Here is a 19,643-nt window from a genome sequence, read left to right as displayed (position 1 = left end):
AGCGACAGGCCGTAGGGCAGGCGGAAGGTGTGGCGCTCGGGGCTCTTGCCCGCCATGTCGGGGGGCAGGTGCTCGCGCATGATGAGCTCGCCATCGCAGAGGATGACGGCGCGCTCCACCGCGTTGCGCAGCTCGCGGATGTTGCCCGGCCACTCGTGGTTCTTGAGGACCTCCATCGCGTCCGGGTGCACGCCCGTCACGCGCTTGGCCGAGTCCCCGCGGAACTTCTCCACGAAGTGCTGCACCAGGATGGGCACGTCCTCGCGCCGGTCGCGCAGGGGCGGCAGGTGGATCTGGAAGACGTTGAGGCGGAAGTAGAGATCCTCGCGGAAGCGCTTGGCCTCGATCTCCCGCTTGAGGTCGCGGTTGGTGGCGCACAGCACGCGCACGTCCACCTCGATCTCCACCTTGCCGCCCAGCCGCCGCAGCCGTCCCTCCTCGAGCACGCGCAGCAGCTTGGCCTGCAGCTCGATGGGGATTTCGCCGAGCTCGTCCAGGAAGAGCGTGCCGCCGTGGGCCAGCTCGAAGACGCCGGGCCGCCGCTGATCCGCGCCGGTGAAGGCGCCCTTCTCGTGGCCGAAGATTTCCGACTCGATGAGGGTGGCGGGGATGGAGGCGCAGTTGATGGCGACGAAGGGCTTGTCGCGCCGCTGGGACAGGTTGTGGATGGAGCGCGCCACCACCTCCTTGCCCGTGCCGGACTCACCGGAGATGGCCACGCTCGCCTTGGAGGGCGCCACCTTCTCGATGAGCTCGAACACCTTGCGCATGCCGGTGGACTGGCCGATGAAGTCCGAGGAGCCGAGCTGCTTGAGGCGCCGACGCAGCCCCTGCACCTCGCGCATCGTCTCCTTCTTCTCCAGCGCCCGGTCGATGCAGACCTTCAGCCGCGCGGTGTCGAGCGGCTTGACGATGAAGTCATAGGCGCCCTCGCGGATGGCCGCCACGGCGGCGTCGATGGTGCCATGGCCCGTGAGGAGCACCACCGGGCAGTCCGGCAGCTCGTCCCGGAGGGTCCTCAGCAGCCCCAACCCGTCCGTCTCCGGCATCGCCAGGTCCGACAGGACCACGTCGGGCCGGAACTCACCCGCCTTGCGGAGGGCGTCATGCGCGTCGAACGCGGTCTCCACCTTGTGGCCCCAGGCGGTCAACATCTCCGCCAGCGCCTCGCATGTATCGCGCTCGTCGTCCACGGCTAGAATTCGCGCGCTGCCCACGGGAGTACCTCCAGACATCTGACAACTCGGATGAGGATGTTGTTTCGAAGCGTGTTGATTGGATCAGACGAGCGGGAAGGTCAGCCGGCACAGCCCCGCGCGCAGCTGCAGGTCCACCCCGAGCTGCGCACACCGCAGCTCCAGGGCGGCCACCACCTCGGGGGAGTTCTCCGCCGGGGTGTGGGTGGGGTCCACCACCTCGAGCACCGCCCGAGCGTCCTCGGCCCGCACCGTCACCGTCACCTCGGTGCCCGACTCCGCGCGCCCGTAGGCCCTCATCAGGGTCTGCACCACGAGGAAGCCCAGCTCGCCCGTGTCCGACAGCCGCGCCCGCACCCCGGGAGCCACCGTCGAGCGCACCTGCAGGCGCCGCTTGCGGCTCTCGTGCGCCAGCACCTCCAGGGCGCGCGTCACCGTCTCCGACAGGTCCGCATCCCCCACCGAGCCCGGGCGGGCCACGATGAACTCGGAGAAGCGCCGGAGAATCCCGTCCACGCGCTGGATCTGCTCGCGCATGGCCTTGAGGTTCTTCTCCTGCGAAGGCGGCACCTGTCCGGTCTCCACCTTGAGCTTCTCGGAGAGGACCTCGAGGTGGATGGACAACGCGTTCAAGGGGTTGCGCACATCGTGAAGGAGGCTATCCATCAGCGTGGGCACCGCACCGTACCGGGCGGCATCCACCACCGGATCAGCCCCGTCGCGTACCGAGGGCGCACTGCTGCTCGCAGCCGTGGAGGGAATCACGAGAACTCCTAAGAGGATTGACCGGCGCCCTGAACCACCCGCCGCCCTGTCGCTGCGAGGATTTAGGGAGCCCTTCAGACACCGTCAACCCTGGGGCGGTAATTCTTGCCGGCTGCGACGAATTCCCACAGCCAAGCGTCGACCATCCCGCCAAGCAGGTGTCCCCTGGAGAACGCTTCACTTGTACTGAGGGGCCAGTCCACGCGCGGTTCGTGAACTGGCCGACATCACGCGGGGGCGCTCAGCGCTCGCCTGCCGGCCGCTCCTCGGGGCCCGGGCCCACGAGCTCGATCTCCAGCCGGCCCGCGTACTCGAAGATGCGCGGATCCCGGTAGAACTCGCCGTAGACGATGCGGCGCACGCCCGTGTTCGCGATCAGCTTGAAGCACGGCCAGCAGGGGCTGGCGGTGGTGTAGAGCGTGGTGGGTTTCTCTCGCTCACTGTCGATGCGCACACCGTTCTTGGCCGCCTGGAGGATGGCGTTGGCCTCGGCGTGGACAGTGGCCACACAGTGGCCGTTCTCCATCATGTGGCCCACGTCGTCGCAGTGGGGCAGGCCCCGGATGGCGCCGTTGTAGCCGGTGGAGAGGATGGTGCGGTCGCGCACCAGGAGCGCCCCCACGTGCTTTCTGTCGCACGTGGCACGGCTGGCCACCTGACGCGCGATGTCCATGAAGTACTGATCCCAGGAGTTCCGGTTGCTCATGTGTGCCTCCCCTCCTCCGGCATGTACCGTGGAGGGGGGCGCTGTCGAGTTTTCCGGCCGGAACACCCAGGCCAGTTAACGGCTGGCGGTCTGCGAGCCGTCGGTGCCCGCGCCCGTCGCGGAGACGCCGAGCAGCCGGGCGAAGCCCTTCTGCTGGAGGAACTGGCGCACCTTGGAGGTGGGGGCGGCGAACGTCTCGCCGGGCATGGGCACGTCGAAGCTGAAGTTCTGCTCGGCCACGGCGAAGCCCACCTTGGCGGTGCGGTAGCCCTCGACGATGGCGAGCAGCTTGCCGGACTCCAGGCTGAAGATGCCGCCGCCAGAGGCGCCGTAGCCGATGGCCGCGTCCGTCTTCAGCATGAGCGGCTTCTTGCTCTGCTTGTCCCACTCCACCTGGGACACCATGCCACCGGAGAGCGACAGGGCCCGGCCGAAGGGCGAGGCGGCCACCACCACGTCATCGCCCAACTCCACCTCCGTGTCGGCGGCGAGCTGCGCGGGCTGCAGCGGCAGGCCGGGCACCTTCACCAGCGCCAGGTCCATGTCCGGCACCGCGCCCGTGGCCACCACCTGCGCCCCGTACTCGGTGGAGTCGGCGCGATCATCCACGATGACGACCAGGCGCGGCTCCTTCAGGTCGCCCATCTCCACCGCGTGCGCGTTGGTGAGGACGTAGCTGACGAGCCCCTCGGGGGTCTTCTCGTTGCCGATGACCACGCCCGAGGCGGTGCGCCGCGCCTTGCCACCCTCGTGGATGGCGAGCCGCACGTTGTGCGGGAGGATCCGCTTCACCTGCTCCTTGCGCGTGAGCCGGGGCGCCAGGGCGCCTGGCGCCTGCATCACCACCGGAGTGGCGACCCCACCGCTCGTGCCCGCGCTCTCGGAGATGGCGAGCGGGTTGGGTGCCGCGGCACAGGACAGGAGGGCGAAGAGGGCAGGCGCGCCCAGGGCGAAACGAGGCATCGACGCTCCGAAGCAAGGGGTGGAGAGGGGGGAACAAAAACCCTCCACCACTATTGAGCCCCCAGTTTCCCCTTGCTACGCATTTTCGGGAAGCACCACGCCCTGCGAGCGCCCGTCCGCCCGTCTGCTTCCGGCGCTCAGCCGTAGCGCTTCTTCATGAGGAAGAGGATGGCGTCCTTGGCGCAGTGCTCGCAGTAGCCGTAGCGCTCGTGCATCGTCTTGAGGGTGCTCTCCACCTGGGCCTGCTCGCGCGAGGACAGCGTGCCGCGCTCCTCGGAGAGGTACTTGAGGATGTTCTCCTTGTTGCGGCGCAGCACCCGCTTGCGCTCCTCGAAGTAGTGGTCGCGCAGGTGGCGGAACATGTCCGGGAAGATGCGCGGGTAGTCCATCTGCGCGTCCGGGTTGTCCAGCTTGTGCGCGCCGATCTGCGTGATGAGCCCGCGGCGGTACTCGCCCACGTCCTCGCCCCGAGGCATGACGATGGCCTCCAGCTCCGCCATGCGCTGCTCGTCCGGGCGCTCCATCGCGCCGGTGACCCGGTTGCGGATCTTCTCGCCCTTCACCCAGTGGCTCACGTTGTAGACGTAGCGCTCCACCAGCTCGCGGTACTGGCCCTCGGAGACGAGTCCCATGGACTCACGCACCTCCTCGTCCACCCGGTCGAGGTACTCGGCCTCCACCGCGCGCACGAACTCCTCGTGGTCGTGGTAGCCGTCCACCACCTCTTGCAGGAGGAACTCGTAGACGCTCTTGTCCTTGCAGATGGCCTCGAGCTCCTCGATCACCGCCAGGGCGTTGAGGCACTTGTAGTCGGCGTTCTGCGCGGCGTTGAAGAGCGCCGTCTTGACCTCCCGGGCGCTCGCGCCGATGCGGCCCTCGTAGTTGGGGTAGGCGTCGGACTCCTCGTACATGTCCGTGCGCAGCTTCCGCAGCTCCTTGCCGTGCGAGAGGCTGAGCCGATCCGGTACCACGCCCTCCTCGTACAGGTGCATCTTCTCCACCGGCGTCACCTGATCCACCAGCTCCTTCACCTCGGGCGGGTAGCGATCGGGGATGGGCTTCTTGAGGCGGGTGAGCACGGCCCACATGGCGGCCACCTCGGTGGCGTGCGGGGCCACGTGCTTGCCCACGGTGGTGGGGGTGATCTGCGCGTCGTAGACCTCCTGCTCCAGCTTGAAGCGGCGCAGGTAGGGCACGCGCACCAGCTCGATGCGGCCCTTGAAGGAGGCGAAGTCCGGCAGCTCCTTGAAGGCCCCCAGGTGCTTCTCGTTGGACGAGGCGATGAGCACCTCGTCGAGCTGCAGCACGAAGTGCTCGAGCGGCACCTGCGACGTCTCGCTGAAGCCCAGCAGGTACTTGAAGGCCTCCAGCGGGCGCTTGAGCAGATCCGAGTACTCGATGACGCCGCGGTTGGCGTGGATGAGCGGGCCGTGGGGCTCGAAGAGGGCCACGTTGTGGAGCGCGGGCGGGACGTTGAGCTGGGTGCGGTCCGCCGTCACCTGCTGGTACATGGCGTCCACGCTCATCTGCGGCTCCACCGTCACCGTGCCCACCTGGTAGCGGCGCGAGATGTAGAAGCGCTCGACGCGCACGTGGCGCAGCACCTGGAGGTAGTCGCCCTTGTAGTTGGCCAGCAGCGCCGTGTAGATGCTGCGGCACTTGTGGCACATCTCCCCGCCGACGATGTAGTCGGAGAGGACGAAGTCGCCGTCCCCCTGCCCGTCCCCGTTGCCCAGGCCCTTCTTCTTCAGCGCGCCCTCGAGCAGGCGCTGGCGCTCGGCGGGCGGCACGACGAAGAGCGGGTGATCCCTCAGCTCGCAGGGGATGCGCACGTCGATGGAGTCGGCATCCAGGTGCGCGTAGGTGGAGAACTCCCCGTCGGGGCCCGCCGCGGCGGTCGCGGTGCGCTCGCCGCCGAAGCCGATGGAGCCCTTGACGAGCTTCTCCGAGGGGAAGATCCAGCTGACGCGGTAGAGGGCCCCCTGGGGCTGGCGCGAGTAGTCCTCCATCCCGGCCTTGAGCGCGTTGACGAGGGTAGACTTCGCGCTGCCGTTGGGGCCGTGCAGCATGATGAGCTTGTTGATGCGGCCGGCGCGCGTGAAGTTGCCGAGCAGCCGGTAGATGGCGTTCTGCACCTCCTCCTGGCCCGCGACGCGGCCGTCCCGGTCGCTCGAGGGGACGTCGAAGACCTTGAAGCGGCGGATCTTCCCGGTGGGGTGCGGCACCTGCTCGGTGCCATAGTGGTCCATCACGTCGCGCAGGTACTGCGCGGCGTTGCGCGACTGCCCCCGTGGATCCCCCATGAAGAGCGAGAGGTACTCCTCGAAGGACAGGATGGAGCGATTCTTGACGAAGTCGTCGGACACCTGGGCGCCCACTTCCTGCAGGTATCGCTTGGCTTCCACGGGGTGACTCCTCTGTGCTGTAGTTCAGGAACCCACTAACCACGCCGGCGGGTCGCCGCCATGTCGCGCGGAACCCCCGGAACTTTCCCCTCGGGGAGCGGGATGTCCAGGGCCCTTGTTTCCGTTGTGTTCTTGGCAGTGCTCTCCGCCTGCCCGCCTACCTCCACGACGCCGTGCGACACGGATGCCGAGTGCTCCGGAGGACGCTGCCGCTACGGCGGCTGTGGCCCGGTGTGCCTGGATGATGCCGAGTGTGGCGGAGGCCAGGTGTGCACGGGAGGCGTTTGCGCCCCCCGCCCCGAGTGCGCACGGGCCGCCGACTGCGCCGAGGGCTTCGCCTGCACGGAGGGCCGCTGCCAGTGCGAGGCGGACTCCGCTTGTGCCGCCAACCAGGTGTGCCGCGACGGCCGCTGTGTGACGGGCGCCGCGTGCACCTCGGCGGCCGACTGTCCGGCCGGCCAGCGCTGCGAGCCGCTCCAGGGCGTGTGCCAGGTGCCCTGCACCCAGGCCACGGACTGCGCCCCCGGGGTGGATCCGCGCGTGGCCTCCCTCCTCTACGTCTGCCGGGCGGGCGACTGTCTGCGGCAGTGCCTGAATGATCAACTGTGTGGCGCGGGCTTCATCTGCGAGGCGGGCACGTGCGCCCGCGCCGGCTGCGTCACGAAGGCGGACTGCCCCTCGGGCCAGTACTGCACCAGCGCCACCGCGGGCCGCTGCCTCGAGTTCCAGACCTGCGCCTCCACCGCCGAGTGTGGCCCCAACACCGAGTGCCGCGCCTTCGCGTCGGGTGCCTGTCCTCCGGGCTTCGACTGCGCGATGAAGATCTGCCAGGAATTGCCCCGCTGCCTCGTGGACACGGAGTGCTCCGCCACCGCGTACTGCCGGGACTCGCACTGCCAGCCCACGAGCGCATGCTCGGAGGGGACGGCCTGTCCCTCGGGCCTCACCTGTGTGGCGAGCCGGTGCGTGCCGGGCGGCTGCCGGGGCCATGCGGACTGCGCTTCGGGCGAGGCCTGCACGGACGGCGCCTGCCGCCCCGCGCCCTCGGCGAACCAGATCGTCTCCATCGCCCTCAGCCCCAGGGCGACCACGCTCGTGGTGGGTGGGACGGTACAACTCTCGCTGGTGGCCTATACGCTGGACGGCTCCAGCTTCCCCCTCGCGCAGGGCTCCTTCTCGGCGCTGGACGCGAGCGGCGCGGTGACGGTGTCGTCCTCGGGCCTGGTGACGGCCGTGGCCGCCGGGACGGTGCGCGTGCAGGCGCGGCCCACGGGGGCGGCCGTCTCCCCCCAGGAGGCCACCCTCACCGTGCTGCCCGCGCTGGAGACCGGACGGCGGCTCATCGTGGTGGACACGACCACCCGGCGCCCGCTCGCGGGCGTGGAGGTGCTCGGCTGTGACGCGCCTCCCGCCACGGGCCCCTGCCCCACCCCCGTCACGGTGACGACGGACCCGAACGGCGTGGCCCTCTTCCCCGCCTTCACTGGCGCCACCGCCAGCTTCTCCGCCGCCTCGCCCGAGACACGAGCGGACGGACTGCCCCGGTATGACCGCGTCTCCGTGGCCACCACGCCCGCGCGGGATGTGCTGCTGCCGCTCTCGGAGAACCCCGTCCACGGCGCCGCCGGCTTCAACGCCGGCATCAGCTTCAACGAGGTCCACTCCTCGGGAGACCTCTGGCTCGGCTTCTCCGTGCTGTCCGCGGGAGATCCGACGGCGGTGGATCTCACCAACCTCTTCGGAGAGACCTTCCTCGTCACCCTCCCCGGCCTCCCCCAGCGAGTCCCCGCTCCCGGCGCCCTGGTGGGCTATGCGAACCTCGGGCTCGCGGGGAGCACGGAGCTCAAGGCGCGCTCGTACGGGCTGGGACAGGCGGGACGCCGCACCGCGGTGGCCTTCGCCGGCAAGCTGCCCCTCGCGCAGGCCACGAGCCTCCGCGCCACGGACCTGCTCGCCTACAGCGGCGCGATGGACTACTCGCTCCAGGCCTTCACCTCCATCACCCACCTGCCCTACGCGCCGGACACGACGGACCTCGACGGGGACGGCCTGTGCACCGACACCGCGCGCTGCCAGGGCAGCGAGGACCTGCCGGACTACAGCCGCTTCACCGGCATCTCCCACCGCCCCCGCCGCGAGCAGCTCCGCCGCACGGAGGTGGTGATTCCCAACCTGCCCTCCGGGCTCGACACGGCCGTGGTCGCCGCCGTGGAGCTCTCCCCCGAGGCGGGGCTCGTCCCCCTGGGGCTCGCCTCGCGCACGGGTGGGACGGCGCTGCCGGATGGGTCGCGGCCCGTGCAGCCGGTGGTGCTGCGCAGCGGCGCACCGTACGGAGGCGCCGAGGTGGGGACTCCCGGACTCTGGGCGCTCGCCACCACCGCCAACTCGGGGGCCTCCGTCAGCGGACACATCGTCCGGGGCGCCACCCTCCCCACCCGCGTCTCCGTCCCCGCCTTCCTGCCCATACCCACTGCCGCCTACACGTCCGGGAGCCGCACCTTCACGCCGTCCCCGGCGAGCTGGAGCGCCCTGGCCGGGGCGGGCGCGGGGCTCGTCCGGGTGACGCTCACCGGGGCCCAGGGGCGGCATGTGGTGTTCTTCGCGCTGGACGCGGGTGGAGGGGCGCTCCGGGTGCCGGACGCTCCCCCGGGGGCCGCCGCGGACCCCGCCGGGCTGAGCGGGGCCTCCCTGGAGGTGGCGGTGATGAAGCTGTCCGAGGGACTGTCCGCCGAGGGGGTGCTCGATACGCCCGGGGTGAACCTGCTGCAACTGCCCGTGGTGATGGACGCCTACTCTCGCTCGCGACCCCCGTGAACTTGAACTAACTTGCCGGGTCCAGGGTTGGGGAGTGACGGCCACTCCCTCGCCTCGAGCCCCCTTTCCTCGGAGCCCACGCGGATGAACAAGGATCCCATCATCGGCATCGACCTCGGCACGACCAACTCGTGCGCCGCGATCGTCGAGGACGGTGGGAACGTGAAGCTCATCCCCTACAAGGGCGGCGAGTACACCATCCCCTCCATCTTCGCGATCGACGACAAGGGCAACGAGTTGATCGGCTACGAGGCCAAGCGCCAGTGGCAGCTCAACCCGAAGAACACCGTCTACGGCGCCAAGCGCCTGGTGGGACGGACCTTCCAGAGCGAGATCGTCACGTCGATGAAGCAGTCCGTGGCGTACTCGATGCGCCCAGGCAAGAAGAACGACGTCGTCCTGGACGTGGGCAAGAAGGAGTTCACCCTCCAGGAGATCAGCGCCAAGATCCTCAACAAGATCCGCGACGTCGCCGCCAACTACCTCAAGACGCCCATCAAGCGCGCGGTGGTGACGGTGCCGGCCTACTTCAACGACCGGCAGCGCCAGACGGTGAAGGAGGCCGGCAAGCTCATCGACCTCGAGGTGGTGCGCATCATCAACGAGCCCACCGCGGCGGCGCTGGCCTACGGCGCCGGCAAGAGCATCAACAAGAAGGTGCTCGTCTACGACCTGGGCGGCGGCACCTTCGACGTGTCCATCATCGAGATCCGCGACCGCGTCTTCGAGGTGAAGGCCACCGGCGGTGACATCTTCCTGGGCGGCCTCGACTTCGACAACGCCATCATCCACCACGTCCTCAAGGACTTCGCGGCGAAGACGGGCATCGACCTGGCCACGGATCCGGTGGCCATGCAGCGCATCAAGGACCTCGCCGAGCGCACGAAGATCGATCTCTCGGCGCGCGACGAGGTGCAGTTCAACATCCCCTTCATCACGATGACGTCGCAGGGCCAGCCCCTGAACATCGAGCTGAAGTTCACGCGCAAGATGCTCCAGCAGCTCACCAACCACCTGGTGGACCGGACGCTCCAGATGGCGGCGCGGGTGCTGGTGGACTCGGGGCTGAGCACCAAGGACATCGAGGAGGTGCTGCTGGTGGGCGGGCAGACGCGCATGCCCATCGTGCAGGACCGGCTGACGAAGTTCTTCGGCAAGGCGCCGAGCAAGGGCGTCCACCCGGACGAGGCCGTGGCGGTGGGCGCCGCGCTCTACGCGAAGTCGCTGGAGGACAACTCGAGCCTGCGGCTGCAGCTGCTGGACGTGATTCCGATGGCCATTGGCCTGGAGCGCGCGGGCGGCGGCTTCCACACGGTGTTCCCGCGCAACGCGCCCATCCCCAACGCCAAGCAGCTGGTGGCCACCACGAGCATGGACAACCAGACCGAGCTGGCCATGCGCATCTTCCAGGGCGATCACGACCTGGTGGCGAAGAACGACCTGCTCGGCGAGTTCACCTTCTCGGGCATCCGCCCGGCGAAGGCGGGCTCGGTGCAGGTGGAGATCACCTTCGACGTGAGCGTGGAAGGCATCCTCACCATGCGCGCCAAGGATCCCGCCACCGGCCGCGAGATGAAGACCACGGTGAAGGTAAGCTCCTAAGGAGTCCCTTCCGCGCCGGGCTCAGTGCGCGTGCTTGCAGTGCCCGAGGAAGCGGACCAGCTCCGTGTGGAACCACTGCGGCGAGTCCAGCATCGGCCAGTGACTCGCGTGCGCCAGCACGGTGTGGGACAGCGCGGGTTTCTGGGCCACCAGCGTCTCCGGGCCGGTGGCGGTCACCAGCGCGTGGGTGGGCCCCTTGAAGCGCTCGAAGGCCTCGTCCGGGTTGTAGCTGAAGAGCGACTCCATGTTTCCGGCGATGGCTTCCCGCCGGGAGGTGCGCAGCGACTTCATCACCAGCGCGCGCGTCTTCTCCTTCGCCTGCAGGAGCAGCGGCGTGAGCCAGTGCTCGTGGAAGCCGCCATACTTCGCCGCGCTGAAGTTCTCCAGCCAGGCCTCCGCGTCCGCCTTCGGTATGCGGCGCAGGTCTCCCACCGGCTCGACGTAGAGGAGCCCGGCGAGCCGCTCGGGGTAGTACGAGGCGAAGGCACCAGCCACCGCGCCCCCGAAGGCGTGGCCCACCAGGACGAACTTCTCGGGCAGCAGCGCGTCGGCAACGGCGGCGACATCCTCCACCGCGGCCTCCACCCCGAAGGGGCCGTGGGCGCCGCCACTCTCGCCCAGCCCGCGCAGGTCGAACGCCACGCTGCGGGTCGCGAGGCCATGCTGCGTCTCGGCCCAGTGCGTCCGATCGCCGGAGATCTCATGCACGAAGAGGACGGGGATGCCGCCATCGCCCTCCACCGTCGCCATCAGTCGTCCCGCGGGTCCGGTGACGGTCACCGTCGTCGGTTCCTTGTGTTTCATCGTCCTGGCTCCCGGCCCTGGGAACGGGCACTGCCCGTCCGTCCTTCCGCGCCATCCGAAGCGCCAGGGCCTTCTTCCGAGTCTGCTCCTCCTCTCGCGAGAACGAGGCGCGGCCGGGGTTCACACGCCCACTGCCCAACAGAGTGAGCACGGGAGGGCGCCCATGCCTACGCGCCCTCTTCCACGAGCAGCGCCGCGAGGAACAGCTCGTAGGTGAGCTCGGCGACGGGCCGCTTCTCGCGGCGGGCCTGGGTGCGCAGCGCCTTCGGCAGCGAGCAGGGCTTGCCCCGCTCGCCGTCTCGCATCCGCACGTAACCCCGCTCGGAGAAGCCGAGCACCTGCCACCCCCGCTTCCGGAGCGCCTGGCTGAGATCGTCGGTGAGCTGGTGGTGGAGGGCCTTGGCCATCGGCAGCAGGCCGAAGATCTCGCTCGACCAGCCGCCCTCTTCCTCGCGCCAGCCCCGCGCGCGCAGGTAGTTGGCCTTGCGGACGAGCGAGAGCCCTCCGACGTGGCGCTCGAGCTTCATAGGGTCGCGCGGGTCAACGGACCGTCGAAGCTCTGCCCCTCGCATTCGGCATAGACGTGATCGCCCACGAGGGTCAGCGACAGCTTGATCCGCCGCGACTCGAAGCCGGAGAGGGCGCGCAGCAGGTCCGCGTCGATCGCCGCGAGCTCGGCCTTCGCCACGCGCGTCGCCTTGGCCTCGCGGGCCTCGGTGAGGAACGCCTCGAGCCGCTGGGGTGACTCGAACAGCACCGACACCTTGGCGTGCGGGTTCTGATCCACCGCGCGCTGGACCTTCACCGGGTCCGCCTTGCCCACGCGCACCCAGCTCGTGACGAGCCCGGTGTAGTCGCGGCACTCGAGGTCTGGCGCGTCGGGCTCGCCCAGGCCCTTGCCGAAGGTCAGCCGCTCCTCCCACAGCCAGCAGTACGCGAGCACCCGCAGCCAGACGCGCTGCATGGTCTCGGACGGGTGGCGCGCGACCTTGATGCCGAGCTGCGGCTGGTCGATCGCGCGATCGACGTGACTCAAGGCGATCTGGAAGTCGTACAGCGTCGGAGCGAGGGTCATTGAGGAAGCTCTATCGCGGAGCTTCACAGCCCGAGCGCCCGAAGGGCAAGGGCTCCACGCCGTCTTCGGAGACAGCCGCCGGGCCCCTGAAACGAGAAAGCCCCCGTTGCCTCAGTGGGCGACGGGGGCTTGCCTCCGGGAGGAGAAGCTCGGCTAGGCCGACTTCTTCTCCTTCTCCATGACGAGCTGGGGCGGTTCGTGCTTGGTCACCACGGTCTCGGTGATCTTGCACTCCTTGACCCCGTCCCGGTACGGGACGTCGTACATGATGTCGAGCATGGCGTCCTCGAGGATGGCGCGCAGGCCGCGCGCTCCCGAGTTGCGACGCATGGCCTCCTTGGCGATCGCCTTCAGGGCCTCCTTGGTGAAGGTCAGCTTCACCTTCTCCATCTCGAAGAGCTTCTGGTACTGCTTGATGAGGGCGTTCTTCGGCTGAGTGAGGATCGTGATGAGATCGTCCTCCTTCAGATCGTTGAGCGTCGCCACCACCGGCAGACGGCCGATGAACTCGGGGATCATCCCGAACTTCATCAGGTCCTCCGGCTCCACCATGGCGAGCAGCTCGCCCACGCTGCGCTCCTCGCGGTGGGTGATCTTCGCGCCGAAGCCCAGGCCCTTCTCGCCCACGCGGCGCTTGATGACGCCGTCGATGCCGTGGAAGGCACCGCCGCAGATGAACAGGATGTTCGTCGTATCAACCTGCACGTACTCCTGCTGGTTGTACTTCTTCCCGCCCCTGGGCGTGACGTTGGCCCGAGTGCCCTCGATGATCTTCAGCAGGGCCTGCTGCACGCCCTCGCCGCCGACGTCGCGGGTGGCGCTGGGCGTGTCGCCCTTGCGCGCGATCTTGTCGATCTCGTCGATGTAGACGATGCCGCGCGCCGCCTTCTCCACGTCGTAATCGGCGTTGTGGAGCAGGTTCTGGATGATGTTCTCCACGTCCTCGCCCACGTAACCGGCCTCGGTGAGGCTGGTGGCGTCGGCGATGGTGAAGGGAACATTGAGGAAGCGCGCGAGCGACTGGGCCAGGAGCGTCTTGCCGCTGCCCGTGGGGCCCACGAGCAGGATGTTGCTCTTGCTCAGCTCGACATCATCGGAGCCCGAGGGCTTCATCCCCGGACGAGGCCGTGCCGCCGGCTTCTTCTGGTAGATGCGCTTGTAATGGTTGTAGACAGCGACCGAGAGGACCTTCTTCGCCTGGTCCTGACCGATCACATAGTCGTCGAGGAACGCCTTGATCTCCATCGGCGTGGGCAAGCTCACCTGGGGCTTGCCCTCCTCGCGCTCGTTCTCATCCGCGATGATGTCGTTACAGAGCTTGATGCACTCGTCGCAGATGTAGACCGTCGGGCCCGCGATCAGCTTGCGGACCTCGCGCTGGGATTTGCCGCAGAACGAGCAGGACAGGTTGACGTGGTGCTCCTTCTTCACTGCCGCCTCCAGGTTCACCGACCCCGGTCAACCCGGAGCCTACTAGCCGACACCACCACACCCAACTTCGCCTGGCTGCCCACGTCTCGAACAGCCGTCCGCCAAAATATAGGCTCCGACTGAACCGGCAGGAAGCCCATCCAGGGTATGTCGTCCGGTAGGCTGTGCACCGCCGGACGAGGTCAGCGTTCAGTAACACCCGATCAGGCGTCGTTCACGCCCGAAGCGAGCTCCTCGAGGTCTTCTGCCAGGGCGGCCGCCCGCTCAGCGATGGCGGCAGGCACCCGGCGGCACCCGGACACCTCGGAAACCAGCTTGCGGGCCAGGTTGGCCAGCTTCCTCACCTGGACGCTCTCCGGGGGGGGCTCCGGGGGCGGTTTCGGGAAGCGCTCCACGAACTCCTTCTTCAGTTCGTTGGCCGGCTTCTCGGGGTCCCAGATACTGTCACGCAGTGAACGATACTCCTGGGGCGAGAGCTGGCCGCGCTCCTCGGCGTCCGCCAGGACCTCGATGACCTCGAAGGGAGGGGCCTTCTGGGGGAAGTCCTCCTGGGCCACTTCCTCGGGGGACTCGTGCTTGGCCAGGAAGCTGAACGAGCGCGTGAGCTTGAGCGCCGTCTGCTTCTTGATGTGGAGCTCCTTGAGGCAGTAGGCCTCGAAGGTGGCATAGCCCCAGGACTCCCAGAGGCTCTCGTCCTTCACCTGGACGAGCAGCTTGCCCAGCTCGGCCCAGGTGGACTTGAAACGCTTGGCCGCCACCAGGACGGTGTGGCGGAAGGTGCCGGGGGGCACGGAGGCGGCCTTCTTCTCGATGTCGGCTTCAGCAACGCTCACCATGCTCCCGGTATCCACCAGGAAAACCGGGGGGGCAAAAAAGCGGCTTGCTGCCGGCTAGCCCTTCTTGCCGATGGTGAACGACAGGTTCACCGTGGCCCGCTCGCCCGTGTAGGACTTGAAGGGCCACTTCTTCATCTCGCCGAAGAGGCACTCGTAGAGCGGGCCCTTCTTGAGCTGCGGGTGGTCCACCCAGAGCTGCGCCACCCGACCGTCGTTGCCGATGGTGAACTCGAGCGGCACCTTGGCCGAGAAGCCCGGACGGCGATCGGCCTCCTCCTGGAAGCAGCGGAAGAGCGAGTTCTGGTGCTGCTTCACCACCCGGTTGATGGCGCCCTGATCGTAGTTGACCTCGGTGGCCAGGCCGTCCGCGTCGGTGATGACCTTGCCCGACGGGCGTCCGCCCGGGGACTTGCGATCCGTCTTGGGCAGCGGCGAGGCGGACGCCACCTTCTCCGGCTTGTCCACCTTTTCTGGCTTGTCGAGCGCCGTCTCGGCCGGCTTGGGCGTCGGGGTCGGCTGCTTCGGCTGGCCCGGGTACTCGAAGCGCTCCTCGGGGACGGAGGACTTCGCCACGGTGATGATGGGCGGGTCCACCTGGATGTCGAGCTCCCCCTGGGTCCCCGGCAGGTACACCGCTGAGTAGCGCGCGATCTGCCACGCCCCGAACCCCAGCGCGCCGAGCACCACCGCCGCCACACCGGCCACGATGAGCCGCTGGCGCGTGCGTTTGGCATGAGCGGCCCGGGCCTCGGCCTCCACCTTCAGCTTCACCGCCGCCTTGGCGACGTGGAGCTGGAAGGCGTCGAGCTCCTTCAGCTTGCGAAAGCCGCTCGGGCCGGAGACGGACACGTCCGTCTCTCCGGTCAGCTCCCCGGTGTAGAGCTTCTCCACCACCTGGTGGCCCGTCAGGGGGCCGAGGACGAGGTCGCCCTGGCGGTACAGCCACTGGGCGTCGAGCTGCGCCCGCTCGAAGTCATGGAGGTCTTGTGCGGCCGACATTGGCGGGGAAGTATCCTAGGCCCAACGGGCCGCTGCAACGCCCCTGACCTTCATCATACGACCCGTGAAGAGAACCCCCGCCGCTCTGTGGATCTGGTACCGCGGTACCGACTTCCGTGGTTTCCAGCGCCAACCGGAAGGCAACACCGTCCAGGAGGCCCTGGAGGACGCCATGAAGAAGGCCGGCGTCCCCTACCCCATCATGCCCGCCGGTCGCACCGACCGGGGCGTCCACGCGCGCATGCAGGTGGCGAGCGTCCGCCTGCCTCCTTGCTACACCTCGGAGATGCTGTCCGAGCGGCTCCCCCCCCACCTGCCGCCAGACCTTGGCCTGTGCGTGGCCCGCCGCCCCGTGCCCGGCTTCCACGCCCAGTGGAGCGCCGCCGGCAAGGAGTACCGCTACCGCATCCAGCTCGGGGGCACCGCGTCCGCGGCCTGGCTACCGTACGTCATGGAGCCCCACACCGAGCCCCGGCTGGAAGGCTCCGTCCTCAAGCCCGAGCGCGTGGCGGAGTTGCTCGGCGCCGCCGTGGGCCGCCGCGACTTCCACGCCTTCCACGAGCACTCCAGCCTGCGCAAGCCGCGCACCCTGGAGTCCTCCACCCTGCACGAGCTGGGCGGCGGTCTCTTCGAGGTCCGCTTGAAGGGAGATGGGTTCGGGCGCTACCAGGTGCGCTACCTCGTGGGCTCGGCGCTGCTCACCGCCGCCGGGGCCCTCTCCGAGGAGCACTACCGCGCCGCGCTCGACTCGGGCACCACCATCCCCGGCCTCAAGGCCCCCGCCAAGGGGCTCCTGCTCTGGGAGGTGCGCTACCCGGCCGAGTTGGATCCGTTCACCCCCGAGGAGCGGGCCCGCGTCCCGGGTCTCCCCCAGACGCCGCCTTTCGCCCTCCCGTCGGAGCCGGACACCGAGGCCGCCGCCTAGTCGACGAGCCGGTCCTCGTACTTCGTCAGCAGATCCGAGATCGCCTCCCGGAGGTACTCGCTCTGGCGGATCCTCGTGGAGCGCGACAGCTCCTTGAGCGCATCCAGCTTCTCGCGGTTGAGACGGAACACCACCGAGGTGAGACGAGGATTCATGTCCATGTGCGTTGTCTCCTACAGGTGCGCACAAGGTCGCACAGACGTGTCGGATCGCAAGAAAATCACTCCACCTGTTGGATCACCCGGGGATCATCCGAGGATCACCGGCGGATCAGCCGGGGATCAGCGGCGGATCACAGGCTCCAGCGCAGGCCGGTGGACAGCTCTACGTCCAATCGGAGTCCGGATCCAAATCCCAGCCCGCCGCCGAGCCCTCCATAGAAGGTGAAGGTCTCGTTGAGCGCGCGCCTCACACCCACACCCACCCGAGGCCCCGCCCACAGCTCCGGGCGCAGGTGCACCGCGGCGCCCAGGTCAGCGTAGGTCTGCCACTCGTCCTCACCGAAGACGCTCCGGAAGCCCCCATGCACCGTGAGGCTCAAGCCCGGTGTGCCTCCTCCGGCGCGCGCCAGGAAGAAGAGCTCGTTCTCCTCGTAGCCCACGGGCACGCTGCCCCCGAGCTCCAGGTGCCCCGCGATGCCCCTGCGCGCCCGCTCCGGCCCGACGAGCTCCGTGTACGTCGCCACCGGACCCACCAGCAGCGAGGGGACGTGGCGGGGCGTGCCGTCCCACTCCCGCGCCAGGACGAGCGTGGGCAGCATCGCGATCAGGAGCGTCAGCGGAAGGCGCGGGGGGATCAGCACGGGATCAGCACACGACTCGTTGGATCAGGCGGGGATCAGCTCACGACCGGCAGCGGGTGCGAGTCGGCCGACGGGCGCTGGATTCCCGCCGCGTCGTTCATCCGCCCCGAACGGAACGGTTCGAGATCCAACGCCACGAACTTGAAGCCCAGCGCCTTGAACGCCGTGTCCACCTGGCGCCGGATCTCCGCCGAGAGGAAGCGCTCGTACTCCTCGGCCGCCAGCTCGATGCGCGCCACCTCCTGGTGGTAGCGCACCCGGAACTGCCGGAAGCCCAGCCGGCGCAGCTCCGACTCCGCCCCGGCGATCTGGAAGAGCCGCTCGCGCGTCACCGACGTGCCGTACGGAATCCGCGACGCCAGACACGCCATCTGCGGCTTGTCCCACGTGGGCAGCCCCAGCGCGTGGCTCCACGCCCGGATCTCCTCCTTCGTCAGCCCCGCCTGCGCCAGCGGCGACTGCACCGCGTGCTCCTTCGCCGCCTGGTGCCCCGGGCGGTGATCCTTGAAGTCGTCCGCGTTGAAGCCGTCCAGCACCGCCTCGAGCCCCAGCTCCTTCCGCTTCGCCTCGCAGAGGTCGTACAGCTCCGTCTTGCAGAAGTAGCAGCGGTTGGTCGGGTTGGCCGCGTAGTTGGGGTTGGACAGCTCGTCGCTCGACACCACCACGTGCCGGGCGCCCAGGCGCGCCGCCAGCTCGCGTGCCTCGCGCTCCTCCTCGGGGGCCACCGACGCCGAGAGCGCCGTGAGCGCCAGGGCGCGCTCGCCCAGCTCCTCCACGGCGATCTTCAGCACGAAGGTGGAGTCCACCCCTCCGGAGAAGGCCACCAGCGCCGAGCCGTGCGCACGCAGCGCCGCGCGCATCGCGTCCAGCTTGGGGCGGGAGGAGTCACACAGGGCCTGGATCCGCTCGGGGCTCAGCATAGGGCGTACCTCTATAAACGAAGAACCCCCGGTTGCACACGCAACCTGGGGGTCCTCACGACATCCGGCTGGAGCCACTCCCTCGGTGGGAGGGCGTGGGGGCTCGACTAGCGCGCCTTGCTGCTGCGCTTGGGAGCCGCCTTCTTGGTCTCCGCCTTGCTCGCCGGCTTGCCCACCCGGGCCGCCCGCGCCGCGGGACGCGCCTTCGCGCCCTTGCCGTTGCCGGCCTTGCTCGCCACCACCGGCGTCTTGGTCGTCGGACGCGCGATCTGCTGCTTCGTGGGGGGCTGGGCCTTCATCTTCTTGCCGGTGATCGTCTTCAGCTCCTCCACCGTCACGTAGCCGAGGTCCAGCAGCGACTGGAAGATCTTCCCCGCGCCGTCCTCCACGCTCTCCTGGTCGGAGTGGAGCACCACCTCGGCCGAGGCGGGCGGCTCGTACGGCTCGGTGATCCCGATGAAGTTGGGGATCTCACCGCTCAGCGCCTTCTTGTAGCGGCCCGTGCTGTCGCGCTCGATGAGCTTCTCGGTCGGGCAGTCGACGTACACCTCGATGTACCGACCGATCTGCCGGCGGTTCTCCTCGCGGCTGGCCTTGTAGGGGCTCACGCTCGGAACCAGCACCGCCACGTTGTTGCGCGTGAGCAGCCCGGCCACGTACCCCAGCCGGCGGACACAGGTGATGCGCTCGTCCTTGCTGTCCCCGATGCCCTGCCAGAGCTCGTCCCCGACCTCATTCTCGTCGAGGATCTCCACATTGCGGCCCACCTGGCGGAGCCGGGCCGCGATGTAGGCAGCCATCGTACTCTTGCCAGTGCCGGACATGCCGGTCAGCCAAACGGTGAATCCAGTAGTCTGCGCCATACGGGTCCCAAACTCCCTGCGCTTCTTTCTAGGGTGGTGTTCTCCGTACCCCCCAAGAGCGCGGCAGATCAAAAGTCCGGGGCGTTATAGACGAAAATCACACCGTTTGACAATTCGTGCCCACCTTTCCGCAGGTAGGGGGGGCAAGCGTCCAAGTGCCCGCCTTCTCAAGAGAATTCCGAGGGTTGGCTCACGAAAAATTCCCGGGAAACCCGACGCTCCAGAAACTCTCCGCACTGCCACCAGAAAATTGTGACAGCACTGACACACCCGGAGTGGACAGCCATTACGAGGTAGGACACCCCGGGGAGCAGCGGCAGCCCGTCTGGAGCGGCCATCCGTCGGTCTTCGTCGGAGAAGTACGCACCCGTGTCCACATGTGAGTGGAAGACACACGCCACCTGCTCGCCCCGGGCCTCGGCCTCGGTGAGCACGGCGAGCCACTCGCGTGGATCAAAGAGGTAGGCGGACCGGGAGGTGCGAGGAAAACGCACAGGCTCCCGCGCATGGTGCTCGTCGTAGGCGTTGCGCAGGGGG

Annotated in this window: 19 protein-coding genes; 3 read left to right on the top strand and 16 right to left on the bottom strand. The window is 68.6% G+C overall.

Features of this window, described 5'->3' with window-relative positions:
• The 5 genes from nla6 to VF697_RS20460 form a co-directional block, all read right to left on the bottom strand.
• On the bottom strand, positions 1–1,217 hold a 1,217-nt coding region (nla6, locus tag VF697_RS20480), incomplete at its 3' end, for an enhancer binding protein Nla6 (protein ID WP_331097472.1).
• A gap of 63 nt (positions 1,218–1,280) precedes the next feature.
• Entirely contained in the window at positions 1,281–1,961 is a 681-nt protein-coding gene (locus VF697_RS20475) for a histidine kinase dimerization/phospho-acceptor domain-containing protein (protein WP_331097470.1), read from the bottom strand.
• Between the two features lie 241 nt (positions 1,962–2,202).
• Positions 2,203–2,667, bottom strand: a complete 465-nt coding sequence (locus VF697_RS20470) for a cytidine/deoxycytidylate deaminase family protein (RefSeq protein WP_331097468.1) — start codon at positions 2,665–2,667, stop codon at positions 2,203–2,205.
• Between the two features lie 75 nt (positions 2,668–2,742).
• Positions 2,743–3,630: a serine protease gene (locus VF697_RS20465; RefSeq protein ID WP_331097466.1), complete on the bottom strand. Its 888-nt coding sequence runs from the start codon at positions 3,628–3,630 to the stop codon at positions 2,743–2,745.
• Positions 3,631–3,767: 137 nt separating this feature from the next.
• Complete coding sequence (locus VF697_RS20460; RefSeq protein ID WP_331097464.1) at positions 3,768–6,035, bottom strand: serine protein kinase PrkA; 2,268 nt, start codon at positions 6,033–6,035, stop codon at positions 3,768–3,770.
• A 138-nt stretch (positions 6,036–6,173) separates the two neighbouring features.
• Between VF697_RS20460 and VF697_RS20455 the strand changes: the two genes are divergently transcribed.
• Both VF697_RS20455 and VF697_RS20450 read left to right on the top strand, forming a co-directional pair.
• A complete protein-coding gene (locus VF697_RS20455) occupies positions 6,174–8,849 on the top strand; it encodes an Ig-like domain-containing protein (protein WP_331097474.1) in 2,676 nt (891 codons plus the stop codon).
• Positions 8,850–8,933: 84 nt separating this feature from the next.
• Complete coding sequence (locus VF697_RS20450) at positions 8,934–10,451, top strand: Hsp70 family protein (protein WP_331097462.1); 1,518 nt, start codon at positions 8,934–8,936, stop codon at positions 10,449–10,451.
• Between the two features lie 21 nt (positions 10,452–10,472).
• Here VF697_RS20450 and VF697_RS20445 read toward each other — a convergent pair whose 3' ends face one another.
• From VF697_RS20445 to VF697_RS20420, 6 genes are all read right to left on the bottom strand, one after another.
• Positions 10,473–11,255 carry an alpha/beta hydrolase gene (locus VF697_RS20445; RefSeq protein WP_331097461.1) on the bottom strand — a complete coding sequence of 261 codons (783 nt, stop codon included), beginning with the start codon at positions 11,253–11,255 and terminating at the stop codon, positions 10,473–10,475.
• Between the two features lie 167 nt (positions 11,256–11,422).
• Positions 11,423–11,782, bottom strand: a complete 360-nt coding sequence (locus VF697_RS20440; RefSeq protein WP_331097459.1) for a hypothetical protein — start codon at positions 11,780–11,782, stop codon at positions 11,423–11,425.
• Positions 11,779–12,330 (bottom strand): YaeQ family protein, encoded by a 552-nt coding sequence (locus VF697_RS20435; protein WP_331097457.1) that lies wholly within the window; start codon positions 12,328–12,330, stop codon positions 11,779–11,781. Before VF697_RS20435 ends, VF697_RS20440 begins: the two co-directional genes overlap by 4 nt.
• A 153-nt stretch (positions 12,331–12,483) precedes the next feature.
• Positions 12,484–13,761: an ATP-dependent Clp protease ATP-binding subunit ClpX gene (clpX, locus tag VF697_RS20430; RefSeq protein WP_331097455.1), complete on the bottom strand. Its 1,278-nt coding sequence runs from the start codon at positions 13,759–13,761 to the stop codon at positions 12,484–12,486.
• Between the two features lie 203 nt (positions 13,762–13,964).
• Positions 13,965–14,597 carry a hypothetical protein gene (locus tag VF697_RS20425; RefSeq protein WP_331097453.1) on the bottom strand — a complete coding sequence of 211 codons (633 nt, stop codon included), beginning with the start codon at positions 14,595–14,597 and terminating at the stop codon, positions 13,965–13,967.
• A 54-nt stretch (positions 14,598–14,651) separates the two neighbouring features.
• Positions 14,652–15,596: an AgmX/PglI C-terminal domain-containing protein gene (locus VF697_RS20420; RefSeq protein WP_331097451.1), complete on the bottom strand. Its 945-nt coding sequence runs from the start codon at positions 15,594–15,596 to the stop codon at positions 14,652–14,654.
• A gap of 64 nt (positions 15,597–15,660) precedes the next feature.
• On the opposite strand from VF697_RS20420, the gene VF697_RS20415 reads away from it, so the two are divergent.
• Positions 15,661–16,521 (top strand): tRNA pseudouridine(38-40) synthase TruA, encoded by an 861-nt coding sequence (locus VF697_RS20415; protein ID WP_331097449.1) that lies wholly within the window; start codon positions 15,661–15,663, stop codon positions 16,519–16,521.
• On the opposite strand, the gene VF697_RS20410 is transcribed toward VF697_RS20415, so the two are convergent.
• The 5 genes from VF697_RS20410 to VF697_RS20390 form a co-directional block, all read right to left on the bottom strand.
• The gene (locus tag VF697_RS20410) at positions 16,518–16,682 is read right to left on the bottom strand and encodes a ribbon-helix-helix domain-containing protein (RefSeq protein WP_073562486.1); all 165 of its coding nucleotides are present in this window, start codon (positions 16,680–16,682) and stop codon (positions 16,518–16,520) included. The genes VF697_RS20415 and VF697_RS20410 overlap by 4 nt on opposite strands.
• 131 nt (positions 16,683–16,813) lie before the next feature.
• Positions 16,814–17,323, bottom strand: coding sequence for a hypothetical protein (locus VF697_RS20405; RefSeq protein ID WP_331097441.1), 510 nt, complete (start codon positions 17,321–17,323; stop codon positions 16,814–16,816).
• A 35-nt stretch (positions 17,324–17,358) separates the two neighbouring features.
• Entirely contained in the window at positions 17,359–18,243 is an 885-nt protein-coding gene (larE, locus tag VF697_RS20400) for an ATP-dependent sacrificial sulfur transferase LarE (protein WP_331097439.1), read from the bottom strand.
• 107 nt (positions 18,244–18,350) lie between these two features.
• The gene (gene cysC / locus VF697_RS20395; protein ID WP_331097437.1) at positions 18,351–19,106 is read right to left on the bottom strand and encodes an adenylyl-sulfate kinase; all 756 of its coding nucleotides are present in this window, start codon (positions 19,104–19,106) and stop codon (positions 18,351–18,353) included.
• Positions 19,107–19,273: 167 nt separating this feature from the next.
• Positions 19,274–19,643 (bottom strand): Mov34/MPN/PAD-1 family protein (locus VF697_RS20390; RefSeq protein ID WP_331097435.1); only part of this gene is annotated, 370 nt, incomplete at its 5' end.

Origin of the sequence: Archangium sp., assembly GCF_036388035.1 — a bacterium.
Lineage (GTDB): Bacteria > Myxococcota > Myxococcia > Myxococcales > Myxococcaceae > Archangium.
The sequence above is the reverse complement of the archived record's forward strand: the minus strand, read 5'-3'. Positions and strand labels throughout refer to the sequence as shown.

What these genes read in the sequence shown, in the direction of transcription:
- VF697_RS20470 (WP_331097468.1), bottom strand. Translation starts at nt 2,667, where the DNA reads ATGAGCAACCGGAACTCCTGGGATCAGTACTTCATGGACATCGCGCGT.
- VF697_RS20465 (WP_331097466.1), bottom strand. Translation starts at nt 3,630, where the DNA reads ATGCCTCGTTTCGCCCTGGGCGCGCCTGCCCTCTTCGCCCTCCTGTCC.
- VF697_RS20450 (WP_331097462.1), top strand. Translation starts at nt 8,934, where the DNA reads ATGAACAAGGATCCCATCATCGGCATCGACCTCGGCACGACCAACTCG.
- VF697_RS20445 (WP_331097461.1), bottom strand. Translation starts at nt 11,255, where the DNA reads ATGAAACACAAGGAACCGACGACGGTGACCGTCACCGGACCCGCGGGA.
- VF697_RS20440 (WP_331097459.1), bottom strand. Translation starts at nt 11,782, where the DNA reads ATGAAGCTCGAGCGCCACGTCGGAGGGCTCTCGCTCGTCCGCAAGGCC.
- VF697_RS20435 (WP_331097457.1), bottom strand. Translation starts at nt 12,330, where the DNA reads ATGACCCTCGCTCCGACGCTGTACGACTTCCAGATCGCCTTGAGTCAC.
- VF697_RS20425 (WP_331097453.1), bottom strand. Translation starts at nt 14,597, where the DNA reads ATGGTGAGCGTTGCTGAAGCCGACATCGAGAAGAAGGCCGCCTCCGTG.
- VF697_RS20420 (WP_331097451.1), bottom strand. Translation starts at nt 15,596, where the DNA reads ATGTCGGCCGCACAAGACCTCCATGACTTCGAGCGGGCGCAGCTCGAC.
- VF697_RS20410 (WP_073562486.1), bottom strand. Translation starts at nt 16,682, where the DNA reads ATGGACATGAATCCTCGTCTCACCTCGGTGGTGTTCCGTCTCAACCGC.
- larE (WP_331097439.1), bottom strand. Translation starts at nt 18,243, where the DNA reads ATGCTGAGCCCCGAGCGGATCCAGGCCCTGTGTGACTCCTCCCGCCCC.
- cysC (WP_331097437.1), bottom strand. Translation starts at nt 19,106, where the DNA reads ATGGCGCAGACTACTGGATTCACCGTTTGGCTGACCGGCATGTCCGGC.